The organism is Streptacidiphilus sp. PB12-B1b (assembly GCF_014084125.1).
GTDB lineage: Bacteria > Actinomycetota > Actinomycetes > Streptomycetales > Streptomycetaceae > Streptacidiphilus.
Genome location: NZ_CP048405.1, coordinates 4,883,498 through 4,897,942, shown reverse-complemented (window position 1 = coordinate 4,897,942; position 14,445 = coordinate 4,883,498). Strand labels below are relative to the sequence as shown.

Below are 14,445 nucleotides of genomic sequence, written 5' to 3'. Positions count from 1 at the left end.
ATACATAACGCGAATGCATGACAGCTGGGCATGCCCAGCACGGCACCGGATCGGCGGCCCACCACCGGCCCCCGGACGCCTGCCCCGAACGAACCGCCCCACCCTCGACGCACCACCCTGAGTTGAAGACAAGGGAGCCCACCCATGAGACAGCGCCGTCCCCTCCTCCTGGTCGCCACCGCCGTCGCCACCCTGGCCGCCGCCAGCCTCTCCGCCTGCTCCTCCAGCAGCACCACGGCCTCGGCCTCGCCCTCGGCCACCGGGCCCGCCAAGGGCACCATCACCTGGTACGCCAACCAGTTCGGGCCGACCGGGACGGATGTGCGCAAGACCCTGATCACCGCGTTCGAGCAGGCCAACCCGGGGATCACGGTCAAGCTGGAGCAGGCTCCCAGCGACTCCGACACCTACCGCTCCACGCTGACCACGCAGATATCCGGGGGCTCCTCCAGCTTCGACGTCTACAACGGCGACGTGACCTGGCCGGCCCAGTTCGGCAAGGCCGGGCTGGCGCTGCCGCTCAACAGCTACCTGCCCGCCAGTTACTGGTCGGGCTTCTCCAACGGCCTGGTCAGCAGCGTCACCTACCAGGGCAAGATCATGGCCGCCCCGCTGTTCACCGACAACGCCTTCCTCTTCTACCGCAAGGACCTGCTGGCCAAGGCCCACCTGCCGGTGCCCACCACCTGGGAGCAGCTGCAGAGCGAGGCCGAGACGCTGCAGAGGCAGGGCCTGGTGAAGTACGGCTTCGCCGGGCAGTTCGACTCGTACGAGGGTCTGACCTGCGACTTCACCGAGTTCGAGGCGGACGCCGGCGGGCAGAGCGTGAACAGCGGCGGCACCGCCTCCACCATCGATTCCGCCGCCTCGGTCAAGGCGCTCAGCTACATGCGGGGCCTGATCACCAGCGGGGTCGCGCCGTCCGCGATCACCACCTTCCAGGAGCAGCAGTCCGAGTCGCTGTTCACCTCCGGCCAGGTGGCGTTCCTGCGCAACTGGACGTACGCCTACGCCGACTCCAACAGCCCGGCCAGCTCCAAGATCGTGGGCAAGGTCGGCATCACCAACCTGCCCACCTTCGCCGGGCAGACCGCCCCGGGCTACTCCGCCACCGGCGGCTGGAACCTGTACGTCAACCCGCACAGCAAGAACCTCGCCGCCGACATCGCCTTCGTGAAGTGGATGACCGGCGTCCAGGCGCAGACCATCATCGGCGCCCAGGGCGGCGAGATCCCCAGCAACGCCGCCGCGCTGGCCAGCAGCACGGTGCAGAACTCCAACCCGGCGTTCCCGGTCGCGGCCAAGAACAAGCTGCAGGCCCGCCCCTCCAACGTGGCCGCGTACGCCCAGGTCAGCCAGGGCATCTACAGCAACGTCAATGCCGCGCTGAGCGGATCGACCACGCCGCAGAGCGCCGTGTCGGCCGCGGACAAGGCCATCGGCTCCGCGCTGGACAACAGCGGCCTGTAGGCCGCAGCAGGAACAACCGGCCGCAGCCGCAGGGGCTGTGACCACCCGTCGGGGACGGCTCCAGCCGCGGGGCCAGGAGCCGCCCCCGACCCCAGCGACCACCCACCAGCCGATGGGACTCCCATGAGCGACACCCAGATGCACGCCGGCACACCGCCGTCCGGTCCCCCCGCCGCCGCCTCCGGCGCCGGGCCGCGCCGCACCCGCGCCACCTCGCCCCACTCCCACCTGCAGCGGCGGTCGGCCCGGCTCGGCTGGGCCTTCGCCTCCCCGGCGCTGCTGGTCGTCGCCGCGGTGATGGTCTTCCCGGTCGTCTACTCGGTGGTGATGTCCTTCAGCAACGTCGCCGTCACCGGCAACGGCATCCACCTGGGCTCGGCCACCACGGGCAACTACCGGATCCTGCTGGACTCCCCGCGCTGGCAGCACGCCCTGGTCTTCACCGTGCTGTACACCGTGGTCACGGTCACCCTGGAGATGGTGCTGGGGACGGCGATCGCCCTGGTGCTGGAGCGGCTGAAGACCGGGCGCGGCTGGATGATGGCGCTGCTGCTGCTGCCCTGGGCGATGATCACGGTGATCTCCGCCGAGCTGTGGGCCTACATCTACAACGGCGTCTACGGCGTGCTCGGCGCGGTGATGCAGCCGATCCTGGGCCACAACGTCAACGTGCTCGGCACCCCGCTGCAGGCGTCCGCCGCCATGGCCGTCGCCGACATCTGGAAGACCACCCCGTTCGTCGCCATCATCGTGCTGGCCGGTCTGGTGATGCTGCCCGGCGACATCGTCGAGGCCGCCCGGATCGACGGTGCGGGCGCCTGGACGATCTTCTGGAAGGTCCGGATGCCGCTGCTGCGGCCGACCCTGGCCATCGCCGTCATGTTCCGCATCCTGCAGGCGTTCGGCCTGTTCGACCTGCCGTACGTGCTCACCAACGGCGGCCCGGGCACCAGCACCGAGTCGCTGGCCGTGCTCGGCTACCGGGTCCTGTTCCAGGACCTCAAGTTCGGCCCCGGCGCAGCCGTCGCCACCAGCACCGCCGCCCTCGTGCTGATCGGATGCCTGCTGTTCCTCAGGGTCTTCCGCGCACAGGTCGGCACCGAGGAGTTCTGACATGGCAACCACCACCCTGACCGGACCGAGCGGCCCGGCCGCCCCCGCCCGGACGCCCTGGCGGCTGCGCCCGGCGGCCCGGGTCCTGAACTTCACCAACCTGGCCGCGCTGGTGATCGCCGCGTTCGTGGCGCTGCCGCTGTACTGGCTGGTCGCCACCTCGTTCAAGCCCGGCAGCGAGGTCACCTCGGCGTCCGCGGTCCCGCAGCACCCATCGCTGTCCAACTACAACTCGGCGTTCTCCACCTACGGTTTCGCCACCTACATCGAGAACTCGGCGATCGTCGCGGTCTGCACCACCGTCCTGGTCCTCGGGCTCGGAACGCTGGCCGGGTACGCGCTGGCCCGGCTGCCCATGCGCGGACGGCACGGCATCATGACCGCGCTGCTGATGATCTCGCTGTTCCCGACGGTGGCCCTGGTCGCCCCGCTCTACCTGCTGCTGCGCGACATCGGCTGGCTCAACAGCTACCAGGGGCTGATCCTCGCCTACACCGCGCTGACCCTGCCGTTCGCCATCTGGATCCTGCGCAACTACTTCCTCAACATCCCCCGGGAGATGGAGGAGGTGGCCTGGATGGACGGGGCCTCGCCGCTGCGCACGGTCTTCTCGGTGATCCTGCCGCAGGCCCTGCCGGGGCTGTTCACCGCCGGGGTGTTCACCTTCGTCGCCGCCTGGACCGAGTTCCTGGTCGCGCTCAGCGTCAACAGCGACGACCGCTACCGCACCGTCCCGGTCGGCATCGCCCTGTTCGGCGGCCAGTTCACCACCCCCTACGGCACCATCTTCGCCGCCTCCGCCGTGGCCATGCTGCCCATCGCGCTGCTGGTGCTGATCTTCCGCCGGGCCGTGGTCTCCGGCCTCACCTCCGGGGCGGTCAAGGGCTGACCGGGCGGCCCGGGCCCCGGCCGCCGCACCGCCCCGGCCGGGGCCCGTCATACCGCGGTCAGCTGCTCCAGGTCGACCAGCAGCTCGGAGGCGGTCACCGGGTCCAGCCCGCCGAAGCGCAGGGGGCGCCCGTCGTGGGCCTGCCGGTCCTGCGGGCGGCAGGCCAGCCGGACCGACTCCAGGCGCTGGTCGGGGAACTCCCCGGCCGCCCCGGCGACAATGCCCTCGTCCAGCGCCACCACCAGGTAGCGGCTCTCGCCGAGCCGTTTGGAGATCCACCGCTCGACGCCCGCGTCCTGCGGCTGCCCGCGCTCCCAGCCGCGCCGGGTCAGCCCCAGCAGCCGGCCCACCGGCACGGTGCGGCCCTCGAACCGGAGCAACCGGTCGGCCCCGGCCTCGGTCGGCGTCAGCGCCCGGACCGGCCGCGCCAGTTGCGGGAACGGCTGCACGATGCCCTGCCCGGCGAACAGCGCCGACCAGGCCGGCACCTCCCCGGCCAGCTCCAGCGGATGCGCCGCCCGCACCCCGGCCTTCGCCGGGAGCGGCACCTCCCGGTCGGCGGCGTCGGCGAAGCCGCCGCCCCCGGTCACCCGGAAGGCGGTGGCCGTGCCGTCCGCCTCGGCCAGCCAGACCAGCCGCCGCACCAGCTGCCCCACCAGCGGATGCCCGACGAGGAACTCCCGGAACTCCCCGGCGGTCCACTCCCGCCGGGACACCATCGCCGCTTCCAGCCGCCACACCTGCTCCGCGGCGACGGTGCGGACGTCCTTGCGCAGCGCGGCGAAGCGCCTGCGCCCGGCGGGGGCCAGCTCCGGGTCGTCCCCGGGGCCGGGCGCGGGCAGCTCCTTGCGGCGCCCGCCGTCGGCGTCCCGCACGAAGGGCCGCAGCTGCTCGTCGAAGCCCACGGTGAAGCGGCGCGGACCGTAGTCGACGACGGTGCTGCCGTCCGGCTCCAGGCCCAGATCGGGGACCAGACGGTCCGCCAGCTGCTCGGCGGTCAGCCCCAGCCCGGCGGCGACCTCGGCGATCTTCTCCTGGGCGCGGGCCTTCAGGGCCTTGAACCGCACCCGCTGGGCTATGCCGTGCAGGTGCAGCAGCGCCACCTCGCTGCCGATCCGGGCCAGCACCTCCAGCCCCTCCACCGCCCGGCGGTGCGCACCCTCGCCCGGCCACGCCCACAGCACCGGCGCGAACCGGCGGACCGTCCCGTCGTCGCCCAGCTCGCCGAGGGCGTACAGCGGCCAGCTGTCCTTGGCGGGCATGGACGCCAGCCGCCACTCCTCGAACAGCGCCCAGGCGAACTCGGCCAGCGACTCCGCCGTGCACGCGGCGGTGATCTCGGCCAGCCCGGGGTACACCCGGCCCGGCCCGGACAGCGCCAGCACGGTCAGCACCTGGCGCACGGCGGACTCCGGCAGCGCCGCGCCGCCGCCCGCCAGCACGATCTGCGGCAGCAGCGCGGGCTCGGCCCACTCCGGGAGTTCGGGCATCCGCGCGGGCAGCGCGCCCAGCAGCGGATCCGCCCCCGCTCCGGCCCGGGCCCGCCGGCCCACCCACGGCGGCTCGACCAGCAGCCGCGGCAGCGCCGATGACGGGGCGTCCGGCAGCTGCGGGCCCGGCCCGGCCAGCGACACGACCAGCGCGGCGACCTCCCGGTCCAGCTGCGGCAGTGCCGCCAGGCACCGCCCGCGCTGCGCCCGCACCCGGGGGGCGAGCAGCCGCCGGACGGCCGCCGCCTGCGGGCCCGGGCCCAGGGCCGCCGCGCCCATCAGCCTCAGCGCGCGCACCGGGTAGCGGCGCATCGCCGTCGCCAGCTCGGGGCGCACCGGCTTGCTCGCCATCCGGGAGAGCAGCAGCGCGAACGCCTCGTCGGTGGGGAACTCGGCCAGGGCCGCGGCCAGGGCGCCCAGTTGGGCCGGGTTCCCGGCCTCGGCGAAGGCCTCGGCCAGCAGCGGCACGGCGGCCGTGCCCAGGCCCTCGGCGACGGTGGCCACCAGCGACAGCGGCCAGCCGTTCCACCCCATCCGCGCCCCGCTCCCCAGCGCCGCCAGCTGCTCGGCGCTGGAGAGCGAGCACAGCAGCAGCGCCCGCAGCGCCGGGTCGGCGGCGGCGGTCACGGCCGGGTCGGCGCAGCACTCCTCGACCCAGTCCGCCTCGCCGGGCACCAGGTAGGAGACCACCACCCGGCTGCGGGAGCCGGTCCGGCAGCCGGCCAGGGCGGTGACCGCCGCCCGGTAGCCGGGCTCGTCCGCCGCCGCCAGCAGTGCTCGGGCCCGGTCGGCCTGCGGGCGCAGCTGGTGCGCGTCGACCGTCCCGGGCTCGGCCGCGAAGCGCAGCGCCGGGGGGCTCTGCTGGTTCCAGAAGGGCTCGATCTCGAACAGCGCGGCGGCCGCGCAGGCCGCGAAGGGCAGGCCGTGGGCGGCGGTCCAGGCGTCGGTGAAGGCGCCGCCCGGCAGCCGGTGGCTGTTGCCGACGACGGCCAGGGCGGCCGCGCCCAGCGGGCTGGGCCGGCCGCCGAGGTGCTCGCGCATGGCGGCGACGATGCGCGGATCGCTGTCGGGCGAACCGAGCATCCGGTCGAGCCAGTCGGCCTCCTGCCGCAGCGCCCCGGCGACCAGCGCCTCGGCGTCCGCGACCGGCGCGGGCAGGGCCTGGGGCGTGCCGCCCCGGCGCGGGTGCAGGGCGCGCCGCCACCCCTGCGGCAGCACGAACACGGTCTCGTCCGGCAGGCCCGGCCCGGTCCCGCTGTCGAACTCCTGCTGCTGCACGGCCGCCCCCTCGCTCCGGTGATCAGTCGGCGCCACCCTAGCGAGGGCCACTGACAATCCCCGGCGCAGCGGCTGGCGGAGGGCGCGGCGGCGGTCAGCGGGCCGGGCCGGTGCTGTCCCGGACGACCAGGGCGGGCCGCAGCAGCTGGAGCGCGTTGGTGGGGCGCCGGTCCTCGGTGACGGCGCGCAGCAGCAGCTCGATGGCCTGCTGCGCCATCTCCCGCTTGGGGAAGGACACGGTGGTCAGCGCCGGGCGGGAGAGCCGGACCTCGGCGATGTCGTCGTGGCCGACCACCGACAGGTCGTCGGGGACCGAGAGCCCGGCCACCCGGGCCGCCTCCAGGGCGCCCAGGGCCAGCACGTCATGGGTGGCGAAGACCGCGGTCAGCCCCGGGTCGGCGGCCAGCGCCGCGCTCCCGGCGGCGAAGCCGCCCTCGGGCGAGGGCTCCGGCGCGGCGAAGACGGCGCTGTCGGGGACGGTCAGGCCGTCGGCGGCGAAGGCGCGGCGGAAGCCCCGCACCCGGCCGGCGTGGGCCGGGAGGCTGGCCAGCACCGCCACCCGCTCGTGCCCCAGCTCGCGCAGGTGGCGTCCGGCCAGGTAGCCGGCCCGCTCGTAGTCGATGGTGACCACCGGGAAGAGATCGGGGGCCTCGGTCTCCCAGGCGCAGAGCACCACCGGGAACCGGGCGTCGGCCAGCAGCGGCAGGTGGTCCAGGAGGTCCTGGTCGCCCGCGATCAGCAGCGCGTCCACCGAGCGGCTGGACAGCCCGGCCAGCTGCCGCCGGGCGCGCTCGCCGTCCTGCCGGGTGGTGCACAGCAGCAGGTAGTAGCCGTGCTGGTCGAGGATGTTCTCGACCTCCTCGATGACCTCCGAGTAGAAGGAGCTGGCCACGGTGGGCACGAACAGGCCGACCGTCATCGTGGTGCCGGTGGCCAGCGAGCGCGCCACCAGGTTGGGGGTGTAGCCCAGCTCCTCGATGGCGGCCCGGACCCGGGCGGCCGTGTCCGGGCGCACCGGCACCCGGCCGGTCACCACATTGGAGACGGTCTGCTTGGTGACCCCGACCCGCGCGGCCACGTCCTGCATCGTCACCACGGACATCCCCCAGGCTTTACCGGTCAAGCAATGTACCCGGAACCTAGCCTCGGGGTGACAGCCAGTCAAGGGATTCTCGGCGATATGACCGATATTCCGCCGGGACTCCGCCGGGAATGGTGAGAGATCTGCGTCCGCATCTTGTTTTACCGGTCAAGTGAGCCCTACCGTTCCGACCCAACCGGGCGGGTCTGCGGCAGGCGGACGTGCCGAGGCAAGGGCGTCCAGGGCGTCCCGAAGAGAAGGAGTACCTGTGTCAGCTCCTCGTAGAAGGCCCCACCGAAGGGTCGCGGCAGCCCTCACCGCCACGGCCCTGGCCCTGGCCGGCGGCGCGCTGGCCTCCGGCACCGCCGCCTCGGCGGCCCCGGCCGCCGCCGCGTACACCGTCACCATCGGCTCCACCGGGAGCTACGCGTACGCGGACGACACCCCGGCCAGCCCCTACCTCGACAAGGACGGCACGTTCTACTTCCAGGAGTCGCACTCGCTGTACGGCGCCACCGACTCCCGGCAGTGGGACTTCTACACCGGCAGCAACTTCAGCACCGCCACCGCGGATTCGGCGCTGGACAACGCGGTCGACCCGGCCAACTCCAGCGACGGGAACAACAACACCACCTGGCGCTGCAACAACAGCCCCACCGGGCTGACCGCCACCGCCGAGACGGCGGACTCCAGCTACGCCGAGAAGAACTACTGCGACCTGGTCGGCGTCTGGGTCGACCCGGACACCGGCGACTGGTACGGCCTGGTGCACAACGAGTTCACCCCCGAGCCGTTCGGCGACGGCCTGCACTACGACTCCATCGACTACGCGGTCTCCACCGACCAGGGCAAGGTGTGGACCATCAAGGGCCACGCCATCACCTCGCCGTACAGCACCACCCGCGGCGACATCGGCGCCTTCCCGAACCAGACCTACGACTACGGCGACGGCGACCCCCGGCTGTACGTGGACACCGCCTCCGGCTACTTCTACGTCTACTACGGCTCGCGGATCATCCCCAAGGGCGGCGTGGGCGGCAGCAACGGCGGCCTGGCGCACGTCGCCCGCTCGCCGATCGCCGACAAGATGGCGGCCGGCTCCTGGCAGAAGTGGTACGACGGCAGCTGGTCGCAGCCGGGCGTGGGCGGCCTGGAGAGCAACATGGAGCCGGTGACCGCGGCCGACCCCACCGGCTGGACCCCGGTCGCCGACGACTACAGCCCGGCCACCACCGGCAGCGTCGACCAGCAGGTCGGCGCCGGTGAACTCCCGGCCAAGTCACCGCTGTTCATCATGAACATCACCTACAACGCCTACCTCGGCCTGTACATCGGCGAGCCCGAGGTGGTCTCCGGCACGCAGCCGCAGCAGTTCTACGCCACCGACGACCTCGCCACCCAGAAGTGGACCCTGATCGGCGACTCCGGCAGCTACCGGTCCAGCTCCTGGTACCGCTGGTTCCTCGACAGCGCCAACCTGACCAGCTCCACCATCGTCGGCAAGACCTTCCGGTCGTACTGCGCGATCTCCTGCGCCAGCTCCGACGGCGAGTACGCCAACGTCACGGTGGACTCGACCGCGCCCGCCGCGCCGCCGGTGGACCCGACCCGGACCTACCGGATCAGCAGCGGGGACGGCCGGGTCCTGGCCCAGGTCTCCGGCAGCTCGGCGACCACCTCGCTGGCGGCCGGCACCGGCTCCGCCCTGCAGGCGTGGGCCTTCGCCGCCAACGGCGACGGCTCCTACCGGATCACCAACGCCTCCACCGGCCAACTGCTGGGCGTGGACTCCAGCAGCACCGCCCACCGGGCCTGGGGCACCGCGCCCACCGTCACCGCCGCCGGCTCCGGCGGGCCCGGCATCGGCCAGCAGTGGTTCGTGATCCCCGACACCGACGCCACCGGCGCCGCCACCGGCAGCTACCGGCTGGTCAACCGCTACAGCGGCCTGGTAATCGGGATGCAGTCGGCCTCCGGCAGCCTGGCCGAGACCACCCCGGCCCGCTACTGGACCGACACCACCGGCAGCAGCGTCGGCGGCGCGCGCACCGCCTCGCAGCAGACGCTGACGCTCACCGCCGTCGGCACCGCCGCCGAGAGCGTCTCGGTCGCCGGGCCCGGCGGCCAGACCGGCACCGTCGGCACCGCCGTCTCGCTGCCGATCAGCGCCACCGACTCGGCCGGCAAGGCACTCACCTACTCGGCCACCGGCCTGCCCGCCGGGCTGACCGTCAACTCCGCGACCGGCGTGATCAGCGGCGTCCCGACCACGGCCGGCAGCAGCACCGTGACCGTCACCGCCAGCTCCGGCACGGCGTCCGGCTCGGCGTCGTTCGGCTGGGCCGTGGCCGCGGCGGGCAGCCTCAACGGCACGCACACCCTGGTCACCGGCGGCAACGCGCTGGACGACCCGAACCACAGCACCACCGCCGGCACGCAGCTGATCACCTGGCCGGCCAACGGCGGCGCCAACCAGAGCTGGCAGTTCACCCAGCAGCCGGACGGCTCCTACCAGCTGGTCAACAGCCAGTCCGGGCTCTGCGCCGACGTGGACGGCGGCTCCACCAGCGCCGGGGCCGAGGTGATCCAGTGGACCTGCACCGGCGGCAGCAACCAGCACTGGACCGTCACCCAGCAGTCCGACGGGCTGTACACGGTGGCCTCGGTCAAGAGTGGGCTGCTGCTCACCACCGCCTCCACCGCCAGTGACGCGCCGGTGACCCAGCAGGCCGCCACCGGCTCCCCGCTCCAGCAGTGGAGCATCGGCTGACGCACCGCCGAGGCACGTGTGCGGCCGGTCCACGGAACCCGCTCCGTGGACCGGCCGCCTGCCGGGAGCGCCACCCTTGTCCGCCGCGGCCTGGTCACCGGGGGCCCGGGGCGGCCGGCAGCGGCCGGTGGTACGGGCCCACCGGCTCGCGGTGCCACCACGCCCCGGTGGCCCGCCGCTCGGCGCGGGTGGTGAAGCGGTAGCGGTAGAGCGTGGCCCGGACCTGCGCCGGCGGCCGGTCCGGGAAGGGGTTGCCGCGCAGCAGCCGCAGCGTGTCCCGGTCGCCGTCCAGCAGCCGGTTCAGCAGCGGGACCAGCCACGGCCGGGCGTAGCCGGGATTGAGCGCGGCGAACCACATCAGCCAGTCCAGGCGCAGGTGGTAGGGCGCCCACTGGCGCGGGCGTCGGCGCGGATCGCCGGGCTTGCCGCGGAACTCGTAGGCGAGCCAGGTGTGCCCGTCGGCACTGCCCTCCAGCACCACCTCGTGCCGCAGCCGGGTGACGCTGCCGAACGCGCCGTAGGTGTTCACCAGGTGCAGCGGGTCGAAGGAGCGGTTCATCGCCTGCTGCCGCGAGAGCAGGTTCCGGGCCGGGCGGTAGCTGAGCACGACCACCAGTGCGCTGTAGGCCAGCACGCAGGCCAGGAACCAGTCCGGGGTGGCCGGGTACGCCCGCCGCGAGCCGGTGCCGACCGCGCTCAGCGCCAGCGTGACGGTCAGCCAGTTCAGCCAGGCGAAGTTCCCGGACAGCACCAGCCACAGCTGGGTGGCGACGACCACGCCCGCCGCGACCGTCGCCCCCGGCTGGGGCAGGAACAGCGCGACCGGCGCGACCAGCTGCACCAGGTGGTTGGCGGCGGCCTCCACCCGGTGCAGCGGGCGCGGCAGGTGGTGGAACCACCAGCTCAGCGGGCCCGGCATGGGCTGGGTCTCGTGGTGGTAGTACAGGCAGGTCAGCTCCCGCCAGCAGCGGTCGCCGCGCAGTTTGATCAGGCCCGCCCCGACCTCGACCCGGAACAGCAGCCAGCGGATCAGCAGCAGCACCGGCCACGGCGGGGCGGTGTGGGCGTTGCCGAGGAAGACGGCCAGCGCGCCGGTCTCCAGCAGCAGCGACTCCCAGCCGAAGGAGTACCAGGTCTGGCCGACGGAGACGATGGACAGGTACAGCGCCCACAGCAGGGCCCACAGCGCCATCGCCGCCCACAGCGGCAGCACGTCCCCGAGCCCGGCGGCCAGCGCCGCCGCCAGCAGGACGCCGCTCCAGGCGACGCCCACCAGGAACCGGTCCGAGTAGTGCAGCCGGAACAGCGTGGGCGCCTCGCGGCCGGTGGTCCGGGCCAGCAGGCGCGGCGCGGGCAGCAGGCCGTGCTCGCCGATCAGCGCCCGGCACTGCCGCGCGGCGGCCAGGAAGCCCACCAGGTAGATCCCGGCCAGGGCGCGCTGGAAGAGCAGCCGACCGAGCCAGTAGTCGGGGGCGTCGAACCAGCGCATGGGCACTACTGTGCCGGACGCGGCCGCCGCAGCCGGGGAGGGGCGCGGGGAACCTGCGCCGGACATGGGCCAGGATGGCGGTGACCGGCACCGACCGCCAGCACCTGGGGGAGACCCATGACCCGCGTCCTGTTCACCGGCTTCGAGCCGTTCGGCGGAGAGAGCGTCAACCCGTCCTGGGAGGCGGCGGCGCTGGCGGCGGCCGAGCCCCCGCCGGGCGTGGAGGCCGTCGCCGTCCGGCTGCCCTGCGTCTTCGGCGACGCCCTGGACGAGCTGCGCGCGGCCGTCCGGCGCACCGGCCCCGAGCTGGTGGTCTGCGTCGGCCAGGCGGGCGGGCGGCCGAATGTGACGCTGGAGCGGGTGGCCGTCAACGTGGACGACGCGGCCATCCCCGACAACGCCGGGCGCCGCCCGATGGACCTGCCGGTGGTGCCCGGCGGCCCGGCCGCGTACTTCGCCACGCTGCCGATCAAGGCGTGCCTGGCGGCGGTCCGGGAGGCCGGCGTCCCCGCCTCGGTCTCGCAGAGCGCGGGGACGTTCGTGTGCAACCACGTCTTCTACGGGCTGATGCACCTGATCGCCACCGACCACCCGGGGGTGCGCGGCGGCTTCGTGCACCTGCCGTACGCCCCGGAGCAGGTGCTCGCCCGGGCGGCGCCGTCGCTGCCGGTCGCCGACGCGGCGCGGGCGCTGCGGGTGGTGGCGGCGACGGCCGCCACCCGCAGCACCGACCTGCGCCTGGGCGCGGGCGCCGTCGCCTAGCGCGCGGCCGCGGCCCGCCGCAGCGCCGTGTACTCGACCGCCACCTGCGCGCCGAGCACGGCGTTGTTCTTGACCAGGGCGATGTTGGTGCGCAGGCTCTCGCCGCCGGTGAGTTCCACGATCCGGCCCAGCAGGTACGGGGTGGTCTCCTTGCCGGTGATCCCGTCCCGCTCCAGCTCGGCGAGGGCCTGCGCGATGATGTCGGCGATCTGGTCGGCCGGGATCTCCTCGTCCTGCGGGACGGGGTTGGCGATGCTGACGCCGCCCTCGATGCCCAGATCCCAGCGGGCGTCCATGACGGCGGCGATCTCGGCGGGGGAGTCCACCCGCAGGGGCGCGGCGAAGCCGCTGGAGCGCGAGTAGAACGCCGGGAACTCGTCGGCGCCGTAGCTGAGCACCGGCACGCCCAGGGTCTCCAGGGTCTCCAGGGTGAGCCCGATGTCGAGGATGCTCTTCACCCCGGCGCTGATGACCGCGACGCTGGTGGCGGCCAGTTCGGTCAGGTCGGCGCTGACGTCGAAGCTGGTCGGCGCCCCCCGGTGCACGCCGCCGATGCCGCCGGTCACGAAGGTGCGGATGCCGGCCAGCGCGGCCAGCCGCATGGTGGCCGCGACGGTGGTCGCGCCGTGGCCGCCGCGCGCCATCACATACGCCAGGTCGCGGACGCTGGCCTTGGCCACCTCGCCGCTGGTGGCGAGGAGTTCCAGGTCGTCCGGGGCCAGCCCGATCCGGGGCCGACCGTGCAGCACGGCGATGGTCGCCGGGACCGCCCCGCCCTCGCGGATGAGGGCCTCCACCTGGGTGGCCATCTCCACGTTCTGCGGGTAGGGCATGCCGTGGCTGATGATGGTGCTCTCCAGCGCGACCACCGGTCGGCCTTCGTGCAGCGCCTCGCGGACCTCGCCGGTCAGCTCCAGCCTCGGGTGCGGGGTGTGAGGGGTCGTCATATCGGGCTCCGGGTGCTGTGGTTGAGCGTCTCTTCGATCAGGCGCGGGGTCAGGTCGGGTCGTACGGTGGCCGGGTCGGCGATGGTCAGCGCGGCGGCGGCGTGGCCGTAGCGGGCGGCGTCCACCGGATCGCCGCCCGCCAGCAGGGCGTGCACGAAGGCGCCGAGCATGGCGTCGCCCGCCCCGGTGACGTCGCGGACGGTCGCGGGCGGCGCCGGGATGAAGGTGTGTCCCTCGCCGCGGGTGCTGAGCAGGCTGCCGCGTTCGCCCAGCCGCACCCAGGCGTGCTCGACGCCCTGCTCGTGCAGTGTGGCGGCGGCCAGGATCAGCGCGTCGTCGTCGGGGACGGGCCGTCCGACGAGCGCCTGGAGCTCCTGCAGGTTGGGCGAGACCGCGAAGACCGGCCAGGCCTTGGCCAGCAGCGGCACCAGCAGCGCGGCCTTGGGCACGCTCACCGGCTCCAGCAGCGCCGGCACGTTGTGGCTGCGGGCCAGGTCCAGCGCGTAGGCCAGCACCTGCGGCGAGAGGTTGCCGTCCAGCACCAGCATGCTGGCGTGGCCGATCAACTCCCGTGCGGGGTGCAGGTCCTCGGGGGCGAGGGCGTCGGTGGCGGCCATGTCGGCGACGGCCACCACCAGATCGCCGTCGGCGTCGAGCACCGCGGTGTAGGTACCGGTCGGGTGCGGGCTGCGGTGCACGTGGTCGACGTGGACCCCGGCCGCCTGGGCCTCGCCCAGCAGCCGCTCCCCGGCGGCGTCCCGGCCGACCGCGGCGATCAGGTGGGTGGGCGTGCCCAGCCGGGCCAGGTTCTCGGCGATGTTCCGCCCCACCCCGCCGGAGGCGGTGTGTGAGCGGCCCGGGTTGCTGGTCCGCTGCTGGATGGGCGCGTGGCTGCGCACCTTGACGTCCACGTTGGCGCCGCCTATCACCACCACCGCGTTCTCCGGGCGGACGATGTAGCCCCGGCCGAGGATGGCGCCCTTCTTGCCGAGGTTCGACAGGTGGACGTTGACGGCTGCCCGGGTGGTGCCGAGGTGGTCGGCGATCTCCTGGGGTCCGGCGAGTGGATCGCGGCGCAGGAACGCGACGATCTCACGCTCCCGCTGGGTCAGCATCATGCTTAGTAGAGTAAAGCATCTTTGCTCCACTAAGTATC

At 73.7% G+C, this 14,445-nt stretch carries 10 protein-coding genes; 5 read left to right on the top strand and 5 right to left on the bottom strand.

Annotated elements, in window-relative coordinates; all coding sequences use genetic code 11:
* Window positions 1–144 precede the first annotated feature (144 nt).
* From GXW83_RS21655 to GXW83_RS21645, 3 genes are all read left to right on the top strand, one after another.
* The gene (locus GXW83_RS21655; RefSeq protein WP_182444669.1) at window positions 145–1,470 is read left to right on the top strand and encodes an ABC transporter substrate-binding protein; all 1,326 of its coding nucleotides are present in this window, start codon (window positions 145–147) and stop codon (window positions 1,468–1,470) included.
* Between the two features lie 123 nt (window positions 1,471–1,593).
* On the top strand, window positions 1,594–2,583 hold the full coding sequence (locus tag GXW83_RS21650) for a carbohydrate ABC transporter permease (protein ID WP_225447161.1): 990 nt from the start codon (window positions 1,594–1,596) through the stop codon (window positions 2,581–2,583).
* A gap of 1 nt (window position 2,584) precedes the next feature.
* Entirely contained in the window at window positions 2,585–3,472 is an 888-nt protein-coding gene (locus GXW83_RS21645; RefSeq protein WP_182444668.1) for a carbohydrate ABC transporter permease, read from the top strand.
* 47 nt (window positions 3,473–3,519) lie between these two features.
* Here the strand turns inward: GXW83_RS21645 and GXW83_RS21640 are convergent, their stop codons facing one another.
* Window positions 3,520–6,240 carry a DUF4132 domain-containing protein gene (locus tag GXW83_RS21640; protein ID WP_182444667.1) on the bottom strand — a complete coding sequence of 907 codons (2,721 nt, stop codon included), beginning with the start codon at window positions 6,238–6,240 and terminating at the stop codon, window positions 3,520–3,522.
* A gap of 94 nt (window positions 6,241–6,334) precedes the next feature.
* Window positions 6,335–7,327, bottom strand: coding sequence for a LacI family DNA-binding transcriptional regulator (locus GXW83_RS21635; protein WP_370466889.1), 993 nt, complete (start codon window positions 7,325–7,327; stop codon window positions 6,335–6,337).
* Between the two features lie 262 nt (window positions 7,328–7,589).
* Between GXW83_RS21635 and GXW83_RS21630 the strand changes: the two genes are divergently transcribed.
* A complete protein-coding gene (locus GXW83_RS21630; protein ID WP_182444666.1) occupies window positions 7,590–10,091 on the top strand; it encodes an RICIN domain-containing protein in 2,502 nt (833 codons plus the stop codon).
* 94 nt (window positions 10,092–10,185) lie between these two features.
* Here the strand turns inward: GXW83_RS21630 and GXW83_RS21625 are convergent, their stop codons facing one another.
* Complete coding sequence (locus GXW83_RS21625) at window positions 10,186–11,580, bottom strand: lipase maturation factor family protein (RefSeq protein WP_182444665.1); 1,395 nt, start codon at window positions 11,578–11,580, stop codon at window positions 10,186–10,188.
* A 117-nt stretch (window positions 11,581–11,697) separates the two neighbouring features.
* On the opposite strand from GXW83_RS21625, the gene pcp reads away from it, so the two are divergent.
* Window positions 11,698–12,342 (top strand): pyroglutamyl-peptidase I, encoded by a 645-nt coding sequence (gene pcp, locus GXW83_RS21620; RefSeq protein WP_182444664.1) that lies wholly within the window; start codon window positions 11,698–11,700, stop codon window positions 12,340–12,342.
* Here the strand turns inward: pcp and GXW83_RS21615 are convergent.
* Complete coding sequence (locus tag GXW83_RS21615) at window positions 12,339–13,289, bottom strand: pseudouridine-5'-phosphate glycosidase (protein WP_182444663.1); 951 nt, start codon at window positions 13,287–13,289, stop codon at window positions 12,339–12,341. The two genes, pcp and GXW83_RS21615, sit on opposite strands and share 4 nt — an antisense overlap.
* Entirely contained in the window at window positions 13,286–14,407 is a 1,122-nt protein-coding gene (locus GXW83_RS21610; protein WP_182444662.1) for a PfkB family carbohydrate kinase, read from the bottom strand. Before GXW83_RS21610 ends, GXW83_RS21615 begins: the two co-directional genes overlap by 4 nt.
* Window positions 14,408–14,445 lie beyond the last annotated feature (38 nt).

Coding starts and splice junctions, on each gene's coding strand:
- GXW83_RS21625 (WP_182444665.1), bottom strand. CDS start 11,580: ATGCGCTGGTTCGACGCCCCCGACTACTGGCTCGGTCGGCTGCTCTTC.
- GXW83_RS21615 (WP_182444663.1), bottom strand. CDS start 13,289: ATGACGACCCCTCACACCCCGCACCCGAGGCTGGAGCTGACCGGCGAG.
- pcp (WP_182444664.1), top strand. CDS start 11,698: ATGACCCGCGTCCTGTTCACCGGCTTCGAGCCGTTCGGCGGAGAGAGC.
- GXW83_RS21655 (WP_182444669.1), top strand. CDS start 145: ATGAGACAGCGCCGTCCCCTCCTCCTGGTCGCCACCGCCGTCGCCACC.
- GXW83_RS21650 (WP_225447161.1), top strand. CDS start 1,594: ATGAGCGACACCCAGATGCACGCCGGCACACCGCCGTCCGGTCCCCCC.
- GXW83_RS21645 (WP_182444668.1), top strand. CDS start 2,585: ATGGCAACCACCACCCTGACCGGACCGAGCGGCCCGGCCGCCCCCGCC.
- GXW83_RS21635 (WP_370466889.1), bottom strand. CDS start 7,327: ATGCAGGACGTGGCCGCGCGGGTCGGGGTCACCAAGCAGACCGTCTCC.
- GXW83_RS21610 (WP_182444662.1), bottom strand. CDS start 14,407: ATGATGCTGACCCAGCGGGAGCGTGAGATCGTCGCGTTCCTGCGCCGC.